Source organism: Daejeonella sp. H1SJ63 (assembly GCF_029360775.1).
In the GTDB taxonomy this organism is placed as follows: Bacteria; Bacteroidota; Bacteroidia; order Sphingobacteriales; family Sphingobacteriaceae; genus Daejeonella.
Genome location: NZ_JARKMZ010000025.1, coordinates 52,292 through 71,763, shown reverse-complemented (window position 1 = coordinate 71,763; position 19,472 = coordinate 52,292). Strand labels below are relative to the sequence as shown.

General features: G+C 40.9%; 18 protein-coding genes. 11 read left to right on the top strand and 7 right to left on the bottom strand.

Annotation, left to right across the window (positions count from 1 at the left end; genetic code table 11):
• The first annotated feature begins 8 nt into the window (after positions 1-8).
• From P2W72_RS07130 to P2W72_RS07120, 3 genes are all read left to right on the top strand, one after another.
• Positions 9-1,682 (top strand): amidase, encoded by a 1,674-nt coding sequence (locus P2W72_RS07130; RefSeq protein ID WP_276360307.1) that lies wholly within the window; start codon positions 9-11, stop codon positions 1,680-1,682.
• Positions 1,683-1,867: 185 nt separating this feature from the next.
• Complete coding sequence (locus P2W72_RS07125) at positions 1,868-2,683, top strand: maleylpyruvate isomerase family mycothiol-dependent enzyme (protein WP_276360306.1); 816 nt, start codon at positions 1,868-1,870, stop codon at positions 2,681-2,683.
• Positions 2,684-2,695: 12 nt separating this feature from the next.
• Positions 2,696-3,232 carry a YfiT family bacillithiol transferase gene (locus tag P2W72_RS07120; protein WP_276360305.1) on the top strand — a complete coding sequence of 179 codons (537 nt, stop codon included), beginning with the start codon at positions 2,696-2,698 and terminating at the stop codon, positions 3,230-3,232.
• A gap of 54 nt (positions 3,233-3,286) precedes the next feature.
• On the opposite strand, the gene P2W72_RS07115 is transcribed toward P2W72_RS07120, so the two are convergent.
• Positions 3,287-3,964: an OmpA family protein gene (locus P2W72_RS07115; RefSeq protein ID WP_276360304.1), complete on the bottom strand. Its 678-nt coding sequence runs from the start codon at positions 3,962-3,964 to the stop codon at positions 3,287-3,289.
• A gap of 88 nt (positions 3,965-4,052) precedes the next feature.
• Here P2W72_RS07115 and P2W72_RS07110 point away from each other — a divergent pair, with 88 nt between their 5' ends.
• From P2W72_RS07110 to P2W72_RS07095, 4 genes are all read left to right on the top strand, one after another.
• Entirely contained in the window at positions 4,053-4,880 is an 828-nt protein-coding gene (locus tag P2W72_RS07110; protein WP_276360303.1) for an SDR family oxidoreductase, read from the top strand.
• Between the two features lie 134 nt (positions 4,881-5,014).
• Positions 5,015-6,235 carry a C40 family peptidase gene (locus P2W72_RS07105; RefSeq protein ID WP_276360302.1) on the top strand — a complete coding sequence of 407 codons (1,221 nt, stop codon included), beginning with the start codon at positions 5,015-5,017 and terminating at the stop codon, positions 6,233-6,235.
• A 25-nt stretch (positions 6,236-6,260) separates the two neighbouring features.
• Positions 6,261-6,518 (top strand): RNA-binding protein, encoded by a 258-nt coding sequence (locus tag P2W72_RS07100; RefSeq protein ID WP_276360300.1) that lies wholly within the window; start codon positions 6,261-6,263, stop codon positions 6,516-6,518.
• Positions 6,519-6,833: 315 nt separating this feature from the next.
• Positions 6,834-7,226, top strand: coding sequence for a DUF1573 domain-containing protein (locus P2W72_RS07095; RefSeq protein WP_276360299.1), 393 nt, complete (start codon positions 6,834-6,836; stop codon positions 7,224-7,226).
• A 69-nt stretch (positions 7,227-7,295) separates the two neighbouring features.
• Here P2W72_RS07095 and P2W72_RS07090 read toward each other — a convergent pair whose 3' ends face one another.
• From P2W72_RS07090 to P2W72_RS07080, 3 genes are all read right to left on the bottom strand, one after another.
• Positions 7,296-8,228, bottom strand: coding sequence for an SMP-30/gluconolactonase/LRE family protein (locus P2W72_RS07090; RefSeq protein ID WP_276360298.1), 933 nt, complete (start codon positions 8,226-8,228; stop codon positions 7,296-7,298).
• A 14-nt stretch (positions 8,229-8,242) separates the two neighbouring features.
• A complete protein-coding gene (locus P2W72_RS07085) occupies positions 8,243-9,028 on the bottom strand; it encodes an SDR family oxidoreductase (RefSeq protein WP_276360297.1) in 786 nt (261 codons plus the stop codon).
• 96 nt (positions 9,029-9,124) lie between these two features.
• Complete coding sequence (locus tag P2W72_RS07080; RefSeq protein WP_276360296.1) at positions 9,125-10,405, bottom strand: replication-associated recombination protein A; 1,281 nt, start codon at positions 10,403-10,405, stop codon at positions 9,125-9,127.
• A gap of 222 nt (positions 10,406-10,627) precedes the next feature.
• On the opposite strand from P2W72_RS07080, the gene P2W72_RS07075 reads away from it, so the two are divergent.
• Positions 10,628-11,713: a hypothetical protein gene (locus P2W72_RS07075; protein ID WP_276360295.1), complete on the top strand. Its 1,086-nt coding sequence runs from the start codon at positions 10,628-10,630 to the stop codon at positions 11,711-11,713.
• A 164-nt stretch (positions 11,714-11,877) separates the two neighbouring features.
• Complete coding sequence (locus P2W72_RS07070) at positions 11,878-13,986, top strand: carboxy terminal-processing peptidase (protein WP_276360294.1); 2,109 nt, start codon at positions 11,878-11,880, stop codon at positions 13,984-13,986.
• A 56-nt stretch (positions 13,987-14,042) separates the two neighbouring features.
• Here P2W72_RS07070 and P2W72_RS07065 read toward each other — a convergent pair whose 3' ends face one another.
• Positions 14,043-14,978, bottom strand: coding sequence for an SPFH domain-containing protein (locus tag P2W72_RS07065; protein WP_276360293.1), 936 nt, complete (start codon positions 14,976-14,978; stop codon positions 14,043-14,045).
• Between the two features lie 96 nt (positions 14,979-15,074).
• Positions 15,075-15,620: an NlpC/P60 family protein gene (locus P2W72_RS07060; protein ID WP_276360291.1), complete on the bottom strand. Its 546-nt coding sequence runs from the start codon at positions 15,618-15,620 to the stop codon at positions 15,075-15,077.
• Between the two features lie 256 nt (positions 15,621-15,876).
• Here P2W72_RS07060 and pdhA point away from each other — a divergent pair, with 256 nt between their 5' ends.
• Entirely contained in the window at positions 15,877-16,872 is a 996-nt protein-coding gene (gene pdhA / locus P2W72_RS07055) for a pyruvate dehydrogenase (acetyl-transferring) E1 component subunit alpha (protein WP_276360290.1), read from the top strand.
• A gap of 35 nt (positions 16,873-16,907) precedes the next feature.
• Positions 16,908-18,530 (top strand): pyruvate dehydrogenase complex dihydrolipoamide acetyltransferase, encoded by a 1,623-nt coding sequence (locus P2W72_RS07050; protein ID WP_276360289.1) that lies wholly within the window; start codon positions 16,908-16,910, stop codon positions 18,528-18,530.
• A gap of 100 nt (positions 18,531-18,630) precedes the next feature.
• Here P2W72_RS07050 and P2W72_RS07045 read toward each other — a convergent pair whose 3' ends face one another.
• Positions 18,631-19,371 carry a DUF4197 domain-containing protein gene (locus tag P2W72_RS07045; RefSeq protein WP_276360288.1) on the bottom strand — a complete coding sequence of 247 codons (741 nt, stop codon included), beginning with the start codon at positions 19,369-19,371 and terminating at the stop codon, positions 18,631-18,633.
• Positions 19,372-19,472: the final 101 nt, after the last annotated feature.

Genomic DNA, 19,472 nt, shown 5'->3' with positions numbered 1-19,472 from the left:
TAAGCTATATGAAACTCCATATACGACGTAAAAGTATTATCGTACTTCTCTGTATTCTAAGTTTTACATTCGGCGGATTTGTTTTTCAAAAAGTTGAAGAAGAGAAGATCAGCAGGATTCTGGTAAAGCAGGCTCAGGAAATTTTCGCACTTGAATTTACGGATACCGAAATCGACACCATGCTGGAAGATCTGGATGGGCAGCGTAAAAGTCTTATTGCTTTAAGAAACCTGAATATTCAGAATTCTGTTTCTCCGGCCCTCAATTTTAACCCTCTACCGGTAGCTTATCAGTTTCCTGATCAGTCAAATTATTTTAAGGTTGCGCCACTGCAATCTGTAAAAATGCCTTCAAACAGAGATGAACTTGCTTTTTACAGTATTCCTAAGCTTGCAGCACTTTTACGTACCAAACAAATCAGCTCCACGGAGCTAACCCGTTTTTTTATTGAGCGGATTAAAAAATATAATTCTGTCTTGTTGTTCTCGATCAGTATTACTGAGGAGCGGGCAATGAAGCAGGCTAAAAAGGCAGATGCTGAAATCGCTGCAGGAAAATATCGTGGTATACTTCATGGTATTCCTTTTGGTATTAAAGACCTGATTGCAACCAAAGATTATAAAACTACCTGGGGTTCTGTTCCATTCAAAGAACAGCATATTGATCTGGACGCTACTGTTTTAACAAAACTTGAAAATGCCGGAGCTGTGCTGATTGCAAAATTAACCCTGGGTGAACTGGCCATGGGCGATGTATGGTATGGGGGTAAAACCAGAAATCCCTGGGATATAAAAAGAGGATCCAGCGGATCTTCTGCCGGTTCAGCTTCCGCAGTGGCAGCCGGATGTCTGCCTTTTGCAATCGGTTCCGAAACCCTGGGTTCTATCGTTTCACCTTCAACGGAGTGCGGAACAACGGGTTTGAGACCGAGTTTCGGACGTATCAGTAAACATGGTGCCATGGCCCTGAGCTGGAGTATGGATAAATTGGGTCCGATAACACGCGATGTTCAGGATTGTGCTATAGTTTTTAATGCCGTCCTTGGTGCAGATGGTAAGGACCTGAGTGTGATTACTGCTCCATTCAGTTATACGAGTCCGCTCACTACCAGCCTGAAGGGAACACGAATTGGCTATATTAAATCTGAGTTCAATCGGAAATATGCAAATTCTGCCAATGACAGTCTCACTCTGATTAAACTGAAGGAGATGGGTGCTGAACTGGTTCCTGTTGAACTGCCTGAATTACCATACAGAGACATGCTCATCATCTTGTCGGCCGAATCGGGTGCAGCTTTCCAGGATCTGAGCCTAACAAACCGTGATGATCTGATGGTCAGACAGGATAAGAATGCCTGGCCCAGCGGATTTCGCTCTGCACATTTCATCCCTGCCGTAGAATACATTCAGGCAAACCGGGCCAGGACAATTTTGATTGATCAGCTTCATAAAAAAATGAAGGATATTGATGTGTTTGTTGCCCCTGCTTTTGGTCAGAATCTGCTTGCAACAAATTTAAGCGGTCATCCCTGCGTGGTTCTGCCCAACGGGTTCAGGAACGGACTTCCGGGTAGCATTACCTTTACCGGACAACTATTCGGTGAAGGGAAATTGCTCAAGGTTGCCGGGGCTTATCAGAAAGCTACTGCATTTAATGAGAAACATCCTTCAATGAATTTTTGATAATTGTTTTTTGCTTTCGGACAAATTGTCAGAAGCTGCAAAAGCGGGAATATGGCTGTGAGCTCTGTATTCGGAATATTTATTCATTATTTGCCGTAATATTTCAGTCGCGGTTCGATCTGATAAATAGGGCTATCCGCTAAGAATGAACCTGTTAAAGAGCTTAAAGAAGAGCATTTGATGCTATGACTGAACTATTAAACATTTTCCCCAGGCTTAGTACTTCACTAATTGATCTTCTGGATGGCCTAAGCCGGCAGCAATGGGAAAATGAAACAATATGCAGCCAATGGACAGTAAAAGATATTGCGGCACATCTGCTCGACAGGGTATTAAGGAGGATATCTGCAGGTAGAGATACCAATATACTTAATGGACCCGATCTTAAAACCTATCCTGAATTACCTGCATATTTAAATGAACTGAATGCCGATTGGGTAAAGGCTTATCAGAGGGTAAGTCCGCAGATTATTATAAATCAGCTCAGGCATGCTTATGATGAACTTTATACTTATCTGAAGAGTTTGGATCCCGATGCTCCTGCTATTTTTCCGGTATCCTGGGCAGGGGAAGAGCATTCTACAAACCGTTTTGATATAGAAAGGGAATATACAGAACAATGGTATTATCAGCAGCAGATCAGGCTGGCGGTAGGGGCGCCTTCAATTCTGAACCCTGAATTATATCATCCTTTTCTGCAGATTTGCATGAAAGCATTGCCTTATCACTACCTGTGTATGGATGCCAGGGAAGGAAGTGTGGTAAGGATTGAGATTGTTGGTGATGCCGGCGGGGTATGGTGCATTCAGCAATTGTCAGGTAGCTGGTGTTTTGCAGATTCAGCAGATCAGGCAGATTCAATGGTTTTTATTGATCAGAATATTTCCTGGATGCTTTTTTCAAAGGCAATTGATATTAATCAGGCTGCACAGTTCTGGCAAGTCATTGGCAATAAACAGCTTGGGGCACATGCCCTGTCAATGCGTACATTTATGGTTTAAATAATTAATGGTATGACAAAAGATTTGGAACAGCTTAAATATCCGATAGGAAAGTTTAAGTCAGAACCCTGCACAGAAGATGAATATCCGGGATTGATCGAAAATCTGGCAGCATTGCCCGGCAAGATTCGTGACGCAGTAAATGGATTAAATGATGTGCAGCTGGATACACCCTACAGGGATGGGGGCTGGACTTTAAGACAGGTTGTTCATCATCTTCCCGACAGTCATATGAATGCATATATCCGTTTCAAGCTTGCCCTGACTGAAGATAATCCCACTATCAGGATTTATCATGAAGATCGCTGGGCTGAATGTGAGGAGGCGCATTATGGAGCCGTGCATGATTCGCTTGATCTGCTTGACAGTCTTCACAGAAGGTGGACGGCATTTTTGAGAACATTTAAGAGCAGCGACTTTTCAAGAACTTATTATCATCCGGAACATAAAAAGAATTTTGTACTGGCTGAAGTTCTGGCAATGTATGTCTGGCATGGAGAGCATCATCTGGCTCATATCACGGAGACAAGAAAAGCCAGGGGCTGGTAAAATAGCTCATCAACCCGGAGCCTGATGAGCTATTTAGATAGGATATGAGTGTATTTATTGAGCGGATTTAGCTTCTTCTTTCATTTTTTCGTTGGCAACGATCACAATTTCCACACGACGGTTTTTGGCTCTGCCATCTTCGGTAGTATTATCATCAATTGGTTCACTTTCGCCTCTTCCCTGAGTATTCAGGCGGCTTGAACTTATTCCCTGAGCAACTGCATAAGATTTAACAGCTGCGGCGCGACGCTCAGAAAGTTTCTGATTATAATCATCGGTACCGGTAGCATCTGTATGACCAACAATGGTAACGATAGTCTCCGGGTTATTTTTCAATGAGGTAGCCAGATTTTCAATATTGGTTCTTGCAGCAGGTTTCAGTGCAGTCTGATTAACATCAAACAAAATTCCTGAGTCAAACTTTACAATGATTCCTTCGCCTTCGCGGATTACTTCAGCATTTGGAACAGTTTGTTTGATTTCTTCTGCCTGGCGGTCCATTTTACGACCGATTAATGCTCCGGCAGTACCACCGATAGCTCCGCCCAGAATAGCACCAACTGCAGTATTTCCTGCTTTTTTACCAATTATAGCACCTATAGTTCCACCGGCTGCTGAACCGATGACAGCTCCTTTTTGTGTTTTTGTTGCAGTTGCGCAGGCTTGAAATAACATGGCAGAAGCAGCAATAGCCAATGCCCATGTTGCTGTTTTAATCTTTATACTTTTCATGATTATTTATTTTTTGTTTAAGATTAATTCAAATGAGATGCCAAAACTCAATTAAAAATTAAAGCACGTACTTTTGTTGTAAATATACATGAAAAATAACACTACGGTTAGTTTACTTGGATGCGGCTGGCTGGGCTATCCGCTTGCTAAATACCTGATAAGCAAAGAATTTAGAGTTAAAGCCAGTACAACAAGTCCGGCTAAATCAGATCTGTTTAAATCAGATGGAATTGACCCTTATTTAGTACAGTTCGACATAAATAGTCAGGATCCTGAACTTTTTGATTTTTTAGATTCTGACATTCTCATCATTTCTGTACCTCCGGGCAGGAGAAGTATAACCGGTACAGAAAATTATCGTAAAATGGCCTTTCTGCTGAAGCCATTGCTTGAGAGAGGAAGAATTTCCAGAATCATCTTTATCAGTTCTACCTCAGTTTATCCTGAAAGCAATTCGGAAATAACAGAAAGCTCAGCAATAGCACCTGAAACCGATTCAGCGAAGGCAATTGCAGAGTTTGAAGAGATGTTAAATGGTCTGAAGACAAAGGTGGTTGTTTTAAGGCTTGCCGGTTTAATCGGGCCGGGCCGGACACCGGGAAGATTTTTTGCCGGTAAAACCAATATTCCTAACGGACTGGCTCCTGTGAACCTTATTCATCTGGATGATGTTATTGCTCTGGTCAGTACCCTGATTAATGATGAAAATGCCGGGGGGATATATAATGGATGCGCACCAATACATCCGTCAAAAGAAGAATTTTATACACTTGCTGCAAAAACCGAGCATCTTGTCGAGCCGCAATTTATTGCTGAAAGGAAGGACTGGAAAGTAATCAGCACTGAACGAACTGATAGAGAACTGAACTTTACCTATAAGTATGCTTCACTGATGGACTGGCTAAAGAATTTATAGTCAATGACTTTAATCCCTGATACTAAAATTACTGCTGATTTTCTGAGATTCTTTCCTTAAATTTATCAATTATCGAAACATAAGGAATTAAGCTAGCCGAATTGTCGCAATCCTTATTTTCTACAGAATACTATATGAACAGATTATTTTTTATTGCTTTTATTTTATTTCTCGGTTCTTATTCAGAAGCTGCTGTTATTGATTCTTTGCTTATAAAAAGAGTAAATGAATTATCACTTCAGGTTCAAAAAAAATACGCTCCGGATAAAAGAACTGAATATTATCAGCTTAGTCAGCTAACATCAGAGCCTCTTGCGTATAAGCTGGAGATTTCCAAAGCAGAAGCAGCGGCAGAATTAAAAGCTTTGCTGAGTAGGGAAAACCTCGTGGTAATAATCAAAGAGGAAGTTTTACCTTCTGCTGATCAGAATGCAAAAGTATATGGTGTCACTAATTTATCGGTCATCAATCAGCGCTATGCCCCGAATCATGCTGCCGAGATGGCCACCCAGTCTCTCCTGGGTACACCGGTAAAAATATTAAAGAAGGAAAGAGGAAATTATTTTATCCGTACTCCTGATAATTATCTGTCATGGACTGAATCAGCCGGTATTGTACCGATGACTAAACCGGAGTTCGAGAACTGGCAAAGGGCAGAAAAGATTGTTTATACCGAACTGTTCGGACTTGCTTACACTGAACCATCTGAAAGTTCATTACCTGTATCTGATCTTGTTGCCGGAAATATTCTGCAGCTGCTTTCTGAGACAAGTGGTTTTTATAAAGTTGCATTCCCCGATAAGCGTACTGCCTTTATCTCAGTGAAGAAAGCAAGGCCATATGATCAGTGGAAAAATCAGCCCGATCCTTCAGCAGAACAATTATTGAAAACTGCCCGTAACTATCTTGGTATTCCTTATTTATGGGGTGGCACCTCAGTAAAGGGCATGGATTGCAGCGGATTTACGAAAACAAGTTATTTTATGCATGGTATTGTACTTCCCCGGGATGCCTCCCAGCAGGCATTAGTTGGGGATAAGGTAGATATTTTTGAAAGTGATTCTGTGAGTATTACCAAAGCATTAAAGAATCTGAAGCCGGGCGATCATCTCTTTTTTGCAGGGAATAAAAAAACGATGAGGGTTACCCATACAGCAATATATATTGGCAATGGGGAGTTTATTCAAGCTGCAGGATTGGTGAGAATTAACAGCATGATCAGCGGATCTAAGAATTATGATGATTTTCAGTCGCGTACTCTTGTAGGTGCCCGCCGGATATTAACTGCCATTGGTGACCCTGAAATAACCAGAGTTAAGCAACATCCTTATTATCAGGAACAAGTAAATCAGTAAATTGAAACTAAACAATTAATAGCATATGAATATTTTCGTTGGAGGACTTCCATTTAAAGTAGATGAACAGGAGTTAAGAGAAATTTTTGAAAAGTATGGTGAACCCACTTCGGTGAAGTTGATTATTGACAAGCAAAGTGGTCGCAGTAAGGGCTTTGGCTTTGTTGAAATGGACGATGAGGCAGGTCAGCAGGCTATTGAAGCCCTGGATGGCACTGAATTATATGGCCGTAAGATTGGTGTTCGCGTTTCTGAAGAAAAGAAACCCGACAGAAGATTTTAATTCGGGTTTCTCCCGAATGAATCTCAGACAGTCGTTCGGGCAATGAAACCAAATTCTGATTTTCGCGTAACAATTGAATAACAATTGATGCTTGTTTATAATCGGATAAGCTAAAATGTTATTTTTGGTATGAGGGCTTATTACCTGTCGTGTTATTTTGGCGCGGGATTTGCTTTGATAATACAAAACAATAAACTTTAGTAATTATCAAATCATGATCGCCATGCCCGACGGCATGCATGCCTGTCTACCGACAGGTAGACCTGCCTGCCGCAGGCAGATTTATTACTATTAAAAAAACAAAAAATTAAAAAGATGAAAAAGTTAGTTATTCTTTGCAGCGTAGTATTTTTGTTTGCAGCAGTATCAGCATTTCGCGCTGTAGAAAAACCTGAATTCAAGTTTGAAAAAGAAACGCATGATTTTGGTAAAATTCCTCAGGGAAAACCAGTAAGTGTTGATTTTAAATTTACAAACATTGGCGATGAGCCATTGATTATAAGCAATATTGAAAGTGTTTGCGGATGTACTGTTCCAAAGTATACCAATACACCGGTATTAAAAGGACAAACAGGAACGATTACAGTTACCTATAATGCAGCCGCATTGGCTCCATTTAGTAAGGGGCTGACCATCAGGTCTAATGCTAAAACTCCTGTAAAGTTGATTTACATTAAAGGAGAGGTTGTTGCTGCATCAGCAGAATAGGAAATCAACCTGAAAATGAAAGGCCCCGGAGTGAATTTTTCAATCCGGGGCCTTTCTGTTTTTAAAGAATTAAATTCCTTTCACTTTCATCTTCAGGGTATACACTGATTTATTTGAGGTTATAAATAAAATATCTTTGTTTTTACCTCCAAAAGTAACATTGGCTGTCCATCCCGGCAGCTCAATATGTTCTATTTGTTCTCCCCGGGGATTAAAAACAGTAACGCCCCGGCCGGTAAGATAGAGGTTGCTTTTGTTATCAAGTGTCATTCCGTCTGAACCCATACCGGTAAATAGCTTTCGTTCAGACAGGCTGCCATCCTTATTAATGGTATACTTATAGGTTTTCTTATCACCGATATCAGCTACGAAAAGATTTTTGCCATCAGCCGAACCAATGATGCCATTCGGCATTACAAGCTTATTGTCAACTATGATTGCTTTTTTTGAACCATTCGGCAGGTAATAAACATGTTGCCCGTCAAGTTCTGATTGCTTTCTTTCCCAGTAAGGACGCTGATAGTAAGGGTCGGTAAAATAGATTCCTCCCTTTTTGTCTATCCATAGATCGTTCGGTCCGTTAAAGCGTTTCCCTTCGTAATTATCGAGGATTACGGTAATTTTTTTATCCGGACTGATCGACCATAACTCATTTTTTTCGTCGGCAGCTGTGATCAGGTTGCCCTTTTTGTCAAAATACATCCCGTCAGAGTGGCCGGTTTTATCCATAAAAAGGCTTAATTCACCTTCGATACTGTACTTCCAGATCTTATCTTCGATGATGTCTGTAAAAAAGAAATTACCCTGCTTATCAGCCACCGGTCCCTCGGTAAATTTGAACTGACTCGAAATTAATACAGGCTTTGCATTATCGGCAATGATATCAGATTTCTTCTTCTGAAATTTCAATACAGAACGCATATTTTCATTCATCCCGCTGATCATCCCGTAGCCGGCAAAAGGCAAAACTATACTCAGCATTAAGGTTTTTACTGTATTCATATCTGTAAATTGTTTTATAATGAAGGTGTTTTACCGCCATCAACCGGAACATTGATGCCGTTGATATAGGATGCTGCCGGGCTGGCTAAAAATGCTACTGCTGCTGCAACCTCTTCAGCATCGGCTATTCTTCCTGCCGGAATGGTACTGATCATGTCATTTTTAACCTCCTCATTGCTTTTACCTTCTTTCTGAGCAATAGAATTAATCAGGAATTCAAGTCTGCCCGTCATGGTAAAACCTGGAAGAACATTGTTGACTGTAATACCAAAAGGTGCGAGTTCTAAAGCAAGTGTTTTCGACCAGCTGGCTACCGCTCCTCTGATGGTATTCGAAACTCCCAATCCTTTAAGCGGAGTTTTTACAGAAGTAGAAATGATATTAATGATTCTTCCGAAATTCTTATTCTTCATTCCGGGTACCACGGCCTGAGTAAGTATCTGATTACAAATAAGGTGCATGTTGAAAGCATTTATATACTCATCAGTTGCAGCATCTACCGCCTGTCCGCCTGCCGGGCCACCTGTATTATTGATCAGAATATCTATCGGGTGTTCTGAAACGTATCCGGTGATGATTTTCCTGAGTTCAGAAGGGTTTGTGAAATCAGCTGATAAATACTGGTGCTTCTGTTTTCCAAATCCGGGTAATTCGTTCAGAACTTCCTTTAATTTTTCCTCATTTCGGGCAATGAGGGTGATGTCTGCGCCCAGAAGTGCAAGTTCAATAGCAGAAGCTTTGCCGATTCCCTGTGTACTTCCGCAAACTAATGCTCTTTTGCCTTTAAGGTTTAAATTCATTTGTGTTTTGTTAAGATTTCTGTTAAAATAATATTGAAATTAATGAATTTGTTGCTGATTAAGACTCTGGTTTATTAACTGAAAATTCAGAACAGCTCAATAATTATATTTCCCCTTCCATAAAGACCTTAATCTTTCCCTGAGTTTATCTTCAGCTGCATTTTTCCCCGGATCATATAAAAGATGTCCGCTCAGACTATCAGGCATATATTCCTGAGCCGAAAAATTGCCTTCAAACGCATGCGAATATTCGTATTCCCTTCCATAACCTATGTTTTTCATCAGTTTTGTAGGGGCGTTTCGTAAATGGAGCGGAACAGACTGATCACCGGTTCTGTTAACCAGATCCTGAGCCTTTGCTATCGCTTCATAACTGGCATTACTCTTGGCTGATGAAGCCAGATAGGTTACCGTTTGTGAAAGTATGATTCTTGATTCAGGCCATCCTATCACATTTACTGCCTGAAAGCAGGTATTGGCAAGTAATAATGCGTTAGGATTGGCATTTCCGATATCTTCTGAGGCTAAAATAAGCAGTCTGCGTGCAATAAACGAAGGATCTTCCCCTCCTGCAATCATTCTTGCCAGCCAGTAAACAGCTGCATTCGGGTCGCTGCCCCGGATTGATTTGATGAAGGCCGATATAATATCATAATGCTGTTCGCCAGCTTTATCATAGATGGCCATATTCTGCTGTACATGTTTTAATACCAGCTCATTACCGATAACTACGCTGCTGCTGTTAGCGGCATTGACAACGAGTTCCAGAACATTCAGTAATTTTCTGGCATCTCCGCCTGAAAGACGAAGTAGCGCCTCATGTTCTTTGATGCTGATTTTCTTGCCCGACAGATAGGAATCCTGGCTGATTGCTTTATTCAACAAGCCAAGCAGATCCTCTTCAGAAAGGTTTTGTAAAATGTAAACCTGGCAGCGGGAAAGCAATGCAGATATTACTTCGAAGGAAGGATTTTCTGTAGTTGCTCCGATCAGTGTTACCAGGCCGCGTTCAACAGCACCCAAAAGCGAATCTTGCTGCGATTTTGAAAAACGATGAATCTCATCAATAAATAGTATTGGCAGATTCTCATTCAGATCCTTTAATGCCGCAGCTTTTTCAATTACTTCCCTGATGTCTTTTACACCTGAATTGATGGCACTGAGACTAAAGAACGGACGGTTTAATTGTCTGGCGATGATGAACGCCAGTGTTGTCTTTCCTACTCCTGGCGGACCCCATAGAATTAAGGAAGGTAATCTCCCGCTTTCAATGGCTACCCGCAGGATGGCATCCTTCCCAACAAGATGTTTTTGTCCAACATAGTCGTCGAGCGTTTCGGGGCGCATGCGCTCTGCCAGAGGAGGTATTGTTGCCATCTTTAATGAGTTTGATTAAGATTAGGAAATATTGATCGTTAAAATTCGGCAAAATCAATCGTAATTAAACAGGATTGCGCCCTGAATTTTTAAATCCCGTTACTGTTTCTATACACCTGAATATTTACTCTGAGATGATGCTTGTAATTTAATACATCTTCGTACGTTTGATTTAGTCAACAGGATCCGTAATTTAATACAGATCAATCAGGAGTATTATTAATGAAGGTCAGGTCTTATTTTTTTTATGGTTTATTTTCGGTGATTTTCGTGCTGCCAAATCAGGCATGTGCAAAGAACAAAAATCAGGAAAGCAGAGCGATTGAAATCAAGATTAAGTTTAGTAAACCGGATTTATCCGATTCGCTTAAAGCAGAAATTTTAAGGTCGGCCAATTTTGATCCGGTCAAAAGCTATTTCAATAGTTTGCAGTTGCGCAGACAGCTGATGGCATCCGACGCAGCTCCTTCAGTATTTCCTGTCTCTTCCGGAATATATAACGGTCATTTGGGTTCTGATTCCCTGACTGCTTTTGATCAGCTGATCTTTTTATACAGAAACCTGGGCGACAGGGCCGCTGAAGCAAATGTTTTGAACTCCTATGCAATTAATTATGCCTTAAAAGACGATCTGGAACAAGCTGTATTTTTGATGGAGCAGGCACTTAATCTGAATCTTGAGATCAATAATACTAAAGCAGCACTCAGCAATTACCTCAGCCTTTCGCGACTCTGTACCTTCAAGGGGGATATTAATAAAGCTCTTAAATACAGTAATGCTTTAATTGATGCTGCGGAAGGCATGAAGAATTCTGCTTCTGTTGCAGAAGGCTATAGTAGTCTTATAACTCTCTGGGCCACACAAAAAAAGTATAAAGAAGCCGAGGCATTGATTTTAAAAAGGGCTTTACCTCTGAATTATTATAAGTTAAAAGATAAAACCGGTACGATAAGATGTTACGATCAGCTGGCAGATATTTACGGACGTCAGAAGAAATTTTCTGAAGCAAAGTGGTTTTATATTCAGTCAAATATGCTGGCAAGGAAAGTAAATTACCCGAAAGGAATTGTTAATTCCCTTATCGGGCTTGCACATGTCAAACTGGCAATCGGCGATTATCAGCTTGCCTTCAGCGATCTGAAAGAAGCAGAACAGCTTTCGCTTAAATATAAATACAGTTATAATCTGATCGAAATAAAGAGCACACTGTCTGAACTTTATACAAAAACCGGTAATCTGCTTGCTGCAAATTCAGCAAATAAGGAATTTAACGATCTTAAAGCCGATTTTTTAAGGACTGTACAATAGATTTTCTTCAGGCTTTTCTTAATTTCAGCCGTTCAGTATTATAAAAGAACACAAACATGTTACATGGTTTATGTATCAATTCGATATTTGCCATGTCTATATTTAAAATTTGGTACCAATTTGGATAGGTATATTCTACAATGGAGTTAAAATCATTTAAAGAGATGTTAAAGAGGTTATGTCTGGCGGTTTTTATAGTAGCAGCTTTATCCTGCAAAGCCGACCCACGGGTAAATATTGTGGTTTCAGAAAATGATCTTAAGCCTGAAATGCAGCAGTCTGTAGTGGCAAGATCGCTGGTTGAGCTCATTGAAAATTTCCATTATCAGAAAGTTACTGTGGATGATGATTTTTCAACTGTTGTTTTTGATGAATACCTTAAAGCGCTTGATGGTGGTAAGAGCTATTTTTTGCAAAGTGATATTACAGATTTTGAGCAATACAGAATGACAATGGATGATGATATCCGTGAAGGAGATCTGAGTGTTGCATTTTACATTTTCAATGTTTATCAAAAGCGTTATAATGACCGGGTGAAATTTGCATTGAAAGAGCTCGACAAGAAATTTTCTTTCACTGCAAATGAAACATATACCTATGACCGCGAAAAGCTGCCCTGGCTTAAATCTGAATCTGAGTCAAACACACTCTGGTCAAGACGCATTAAATATGAAATGCTGAACCTGAAAGTTACAGGTACTGAAGAAGCTAAGATAAGGGAAACCTTAAAGAAGAGATACGAGAATCTGATCTCTCAATCCACTAAGTTTAACAATCAGGATGTATTTCAGATCTTTATGAATGCCTTCACCGGAACAGTGGATCCCCACACTAATTATTTTGTCCCTAATCGTGCACAGGAATTTAACGAAGAACTTGCTCGTACTTTTGAAGGTATAGGTGCCAGACTTCAGTTGGAAAATGAAGTGGTGAAGGTTGCTGAAATTATTCCCGGCGGACCGGCATTCAAGGCCAAGACTCTGAATGTGAATGATAGAATCATTGCCGTTGCTCAGGGCAGGGATGGCGAATTTGTGGATGTAATAGGATGGCGAATTGATGTTACAGTAACCAAAATAAAAGGGCCTAAAGGTACCATTGTTCGGTTAAAGGTTATTCCTGCAGGTCAGGAACTGTCTTCTACACCAAAAATTGTTGAACTGGTTAGGGATAAGGTAGTTCTTGAAGATCAGTCGGCTAAGAAAATAATTAAAACGGTTAGTTCCGGAGGTAAGTCATATAAGATTGGTATCATACAGTTACCGGCTTTTTATGCTGATTTCAGAGCAATGCAGGCAGGAGATCCTAACTATAAGAGTACAACGCGTGATGTAAGACTTCTGCTTGATACTTTAAAGCAGGAGAAAGTGGATGCCGTTGTTCTTGATTTAAGAAGTAATGGAGGAGGCTCACTTCCTGAAGCGATTAGTTTAAGCGGTTTATTCATTAAGTCGGGCCCTGTAGTACAGGTTCGCGACCGGAGAAATAAGGTAGAAGTGGATGAAGATGAGGATACATCAATTGCATGGTCTGGTCCACTGGGCGTACTTCTGGATCGCTTCAGCGCATCTGCATCTGAGATCTTTGCAGGTGCAATGCAGGATTACGGAAGAGGAATAGTGATTGGTAACCAGTCTTATGGAAAAGGAACCGTTCAGCAGGGAATCGATATGTCGAGAGTGATAGGTACTGCAGATAAGCTGATGCTTAAGGCCGCCCAGACCGCCGGTAATAAGGGAGGGAATAATGTCAGGACGAATGCTCCTGAATTTGGACAGATCAATCTGACTATGGCGAAATTCTATCGTGTGAATGGCAGCAGTACGCAACATAAGGGTGTTGTACCTGATATTGAATTACCAACTGTTTTTCCGAAAGACAAATATGGAGAAAGCTCTGAACCGAGAGCACTTCCATGGGATACGATTGCCCCAAGCAAGTTTGTTCAGGTAACTAATTTGGAGGATGTTAAGCGTAAACTTATTGTTATGCATAAAGAACGGATGAAGACATCCCTTGGCTATAAGAACCTCCTGGAGGATATTGAGGAATTTGCAAAACGTGAAGCTGAAACTTCAATCACTCTGAATGAAGAGCAGCTGAAAAAAGAACGTGATGAGCAGGAGGCCAAAGCATTACAGCGTGAAAATCAAAGACGGGCCGCAAAAGGTCTGCCACCATTGAAAAAGGGTGAAGCAAAGCCTAAGGATGATGTAGATTTTATCCGTGATGAAGCTTTGCAGATTGTAGCAGATTACATTCAGATCAAATAACAGAAAAACCCGGTGCATGCCGGGTTTTTCTGTTATTTGGAGTTTAAAATTTCTGTTTAAGCTTTCTTCTTTTTTTCCTGGGTTTCCATGATGTTGATGCTCATCATTTGCTCCATAGTTCTTTTCATACCTTCAGAAGAACCATCAAGGAATATAACATTGCCCTGCCCGTTCTCTGCGAAATGTTTGATGGCTTCTGTCCACATGGTGAAAAGAATAACTGAAGTATCCAGATCTGCGGTCTGCATTTCTTTTGCAGCATGTGTCATACCCTTTGCAACTTCTTCACGGAATAGTGCAATACCCTGTCCGCGTAACTGAGCAGCTTCACGTTCTGCATTTGCAGCGATTTTGATCGCATTACCATCCGCTTCGGCTGCTTTTGTTTTGGTGATTAAAAGAGCCTGACCTTCGTTCTCTGCAGCAGCTTTCAGGTTATTGGATGCTACTACACGGCTCATAGAGGTCAGGATTACTTCATCGAAGGTGATGTCGTTAATCTGCAGATCCTGTAAATGATAGCCCCATGTTTCGAGGACCGTATCCAGCTGCTCTTTTACGTGATCAACAATGTCTTTGCGAAGCCCCAGGACTTCTGATTGTTTCTTACTTGCCACAAAGGCGCGTATTGTTCCTTCAATGGTTCTGATCAGAGCCTGCATCAGGTTTTGCTCATTGATAAATTTAAAGGCAACATTTTTGATCGTTTCTTCATCCTGATTGTTGACAGAATAAAGAACCATCGCTTTGAAATAAACGTTAGCCTGGTCAATAGTTACTGCCTGAAATTCAAGTTCTACAGAACGGTTCTGAATAGAAATTCTCGAATGAATTACTTCGATCAGTGGAATCTTTAAATTCAGTCCGGGCAGCAGCAGCCTTCTGTATTTGCCGAAAATAGTTACAACTGCAATTGTACCCTGTTTAACAGTAACAAATGAACTGAACAGAATTACAATCGCTAAGAAAAGTAAAATATAGGATGTGTACATAATTGGAAAATTTATTGAATATACTGAATTTGAACCTATTAAAACAAAAAAGCACCGTAATTGTGTTACGGTGCTTTTTAACATATTGAGTTCTTGTTAATCTCTGAGTGAGGCCAGCAATCTGCCGCCTTTGTAATAATATCTGGTCCAGTAGGCTTCGTTCAGATCACTGATCATTACACCCTTGCTGCTTGAGGCATGTGCAAATTTATTATTGCCCATATATACACCAACATGAGTAATTGAACGGCTGCCTATTTTAAAAAATACAAGATCACCTTCTTTCAGCTCTTCCTTTTTGATCGGATTCACCATACTGAAAATATTTCTTGAATTATTGCCGATCAGTGTACTGAAAACTTTATTGTATAATTCGAATGCAAAACCAGAACAATCAATTCCCTTTTTGGTTCCACCACCTAAACGGTAAGGAGTACCGATCCAGTCGTAAACAAACTGATAAAGTTTAAGGTTTGATGTAGCGGAGAGCGCAACTCCCATAATCTGGGAGAAGTATTCGGTAGCCAGGTTATCGGGATCCTCAATCTTATCTGCAGGTTTTGGATCCTTCTGCGTGGTCTGTGCCTGAATCGACACAAAAGAAATCATAAGCAGCAGGGCTGCAATTACTTTTTTCCCCATTTTTTAGCTCTTTCGTTTATAGTACAAATGACAAGACTATGAACGCCTGTGTACTGGTTATATTCTCAGAATGTTACAAATATCCAATATTTTAACTATAAAAGCAAGACCAATTACCCTTTTAACGTTTTTTTAACATTCGAAAAGCTGCATTTACCGTAAACAAAACGCGTTAGTATTCTTTTTTTTTGGAAGATATGGTTAGATTTGTCGTCCCTTAGACAGGGCTTAAAGAGTTTAACAGAAACTAATACGAATGAGTTCAATAGAAATAACCAAAGACACTTATCTTCAATGGTATGAATCAATGCTTTTGATGCGCAAGTTTGAAGAGAAAGCAGGACAACTTTACGGGCAGCAGAAGATCAGAGGATTTTGCCATTTGTATATTGGTCAGGAAGCGGTGATGGCAGGTACAATGTCTGTTATCCGTCCTGAAGATTCTTTAATCACAGCTTATCGCGATCATGCTCATGCCCTTGCAAAAGGAATGAGTGCAAATGAGATCATGGCTGAGCTTTACGGTAAAGCTACCGGATGTTCAAAAGGTAAGGGTGGTTCAATGCACATGTTCAGCAAGGAGAAGAAATTTTTTGGCGGACATGGTATTGTAGGCGGGCAGATCCCGCTGGGAGCCGGAATTGCATTTGCTGAGAAATATAGCGGAACAGATAATGTTTGTATCTGTTATATGGGCGACGGAGCTGTACGTCAGGGAGCTTTGAATGAAACTTTCAATATGGCAATGTTATGGAAACTTCCTGTAATCTTTGTTTGTGAGAACAATGGCTATGCAATGGGAACTTCTGTATCGCGAACTACCAATATGGTTGATATCTATAAGATCGGTTTAGGTTTTGATATGCCTTGTGCACCGGTCGATGGTATGGATCCCGTAGCAGTTCATAATGCGATGGATGAAGCTGTTCAGAGGGCACGCCGTGGTGAAGGACCAACATTCCTTGAAGCGAGAACTTATCGTTATAAGGGTCACTCTATGTCAGACCCTGCAAAATACAGAACCAAAGAAGAGGTTGAAGCTTATAAGGCAAAAGATCCGATCGAGGTTGTAAAGGCTGCTATTGAAGAGAAAAAATATGCTGATGAGGCATGGTTTGATGAGATTGGTGAAAAGATTAAAGCGATTGTTGATGAATCAGTGAAGTTCTCTGAAGAGTCTCCATGGCCTGATCCGTCAGAACTTTACACAGATGTATATATTGAATCTGACTATCCTTACATTCGCGACTAAACCTAATTTTTTAAAATACTAATCTGGAAATAAAAATGGCTGAAGTAGTTAAAATGCCAAAGATGAGCGATACGATGACGGAGGGAGTTATCGCTAAATGGCATAAAAAAGTTGGTGACAAAGTTAGTTCAGGAGACCTGATCGCAGAGATCGAGACAGATAAGGCTACTATGGACTTTGAATCTTTCCAGGAAGGAACATTATTATATATCGGTGCTCAGGAGGGTCAGGCGGCTCCGGTTGATTCTGTTATTGCCGTTTTAGGTGAAGCAGGAGAAGATTATCAGGCATTGTTAAGCGGTGCCGCTGCACCAGCTTCTGCTCCGGAAACACAAGTTACTCCGGTCGCTGCTGCTGAAACTGAAGAAGTTTCGGGAGATGCTGATGCTGATGCCGCTGCACTGGGTGCTACCATCATCCGTATGCCTTTATTGAGCGATACGATGACCGAAGGTGTTATCGCTGAATGGCACAAAAAAGTTGGGGATACTGTGAAAAGTGATGATGCCCTTGCTGATGTAGAAACTGATAAAGCTACAATGGAAGTGATTGGTTATGCCGATGGAACACTTCTTTACGTTGGAGTGGAGAAAGGTCAGGCTGCCAAAGTAAATGATATTATTGCGATTGTTGGTAAAGCAGGAACTGATGTTTCAGGATTGTTGAAATCAGGCTCTAAGCCAAAAGCTGCAGCTAAAACCGAACAGGCTACCCCTGCACTGGCAGCATCAAGTGCTTCTGCAGGCCAGCAGATAATCAGTGATTCTTCATCACGCGTAAAAGCATCTCCATTGGCTAAAAGAATTGCCAGAGAGAAGGGAATTGACCTGAGTCAGGTTAAGGGAAGTGCTGAAGGCGGAAGGATTGTTAAAAAGGATATTGAAGGATTCAGTCCGGCAGCAGTTAGTGCTGCTGCCCCGGCAGAAGCTAAGGCAGCCCCTGCCAGTGCTCCTGCAATTCCTCAGTTTATCGGTCAGGAAAAATATTCTGAAACTCCGGTATCCCAGATGCGTAAGGTTATTGCCAAGCGTCTTTCAGAAAGTTTATTTACTGCCCCTCATTTTTATCTGACCATGTCTATAGATATGGACAGTGCAATGCAGGCACGTACCAAAATAAACGAGTTTGCTGCAAGCAAGATCTCTTTCAACGATATGGTACTTAAGGCTGTTGCAGTTGCATTGAAGCAGCACCCTCATGTTAACTCATCATGGCTGGGTGATAAAATACGTTATAACGAGCATGTAAACATTGGTGTTGCGGTTGCTGTTGAAGATGGTTTGCTGGTGCCGGTAGTTCGCTTTGCTGATGGAAAATCACTTTCTCATATTTCTGCAGAGGTTAAAGATTTTGCTCAGCGTGCAAAAGCGAAAAAACTTCAGCCTGCCGATTGGGAAGGGTCAACATTTACCATTTCAAATCTTGGGATGTTTGGAATAGATGAGTTTACAGCGATCATTAATCCACCTGATGCATGTATTCTTGCAGTTGGCGGTATTCAGCAGGTTCCTGTAGTTAAAAACGGAGCGGTTGTGCCGGGTAATGTCATGAAGGTTACGTTAAGCTGCGACCACCGTGTGGTTGACGGTGCAACCGGAGCGGCATTCCTGCAAACATTAAAAGCTTTGCTTGAAGAGCCGGTAAGATTGCTCGTTTAAGAGATTATGAAATAAATGAAAGGGCCTTCCGGTATATGCAGGGAGGCCCTTTTTTATTGGATTGAAATCATGGTCAGTTCCGGTATTCAGCTATAGGCTTTTATTGGCCCGGGTTTTTACTGTCGGCATAACTGAATACCTTTTTCAAAAGCTGAGTACTTCTTAGCGCAGGATTTTGCCTGATCTTCAGTTCTTCAGCGGCAATCTCATGGAATAATCCCTCAGTTGCTTTCTGAGTGGCATAATCACTAAGGTCAGTGTTTACTTTATTCACAAAAGGAATCTGGTTATATCTTGTACTCAGGTCAGACCAGTACCTGGTGGCTTCAGTTTTGGTGAGTGAACTTTCGATAATCGGTTTAAATTTACTTCTAAGCTGCTGACTTGTTGTCTTTTGAAAGTAATTGGTGGCGGCGTTTTTCTGATCGCTTAAAAGAATATTGGAGGCATCCTGAATACTCATTTCTTTCAGTGCATTCACAAATACCGGTTTGGCTTCTTTTACCGCCAGCTCTGCAGCACGGTTAAGACTGAGTATGAAATCATCGCAGGCTCTGTTCATTCCTATTCCACGGAGTGCTTTCTCAATTTTTTGAGCTTCGGGCGGAAAGAGAAGTTTTACAGCTGCATTTTTAAGAAAGCCATTTTCCAATGAAAGCCTGTCGGTGCCGGCTGAAATTCCGATGGCCAGTGCTTCTTTTAAAGCTGAACCAATTTCATCCTGACCCGGGCTTGCAGTGGTTTTTGCAGCATCTTTTAAAACCTGAGGAATTTTGATCTGAGCACATGAAACATTAACAGAGAATATACTTAGAAGAAGTAAAATTGACGGAATTTTCATAACGTAAATTGTGTGTTCTTAAAACGGAAAAGATAAAAGTATGGTATTCAGGTTAAATTAGTTAATCTTCAGACTTTATACTTTGCTCTGAGCTTAAGCCG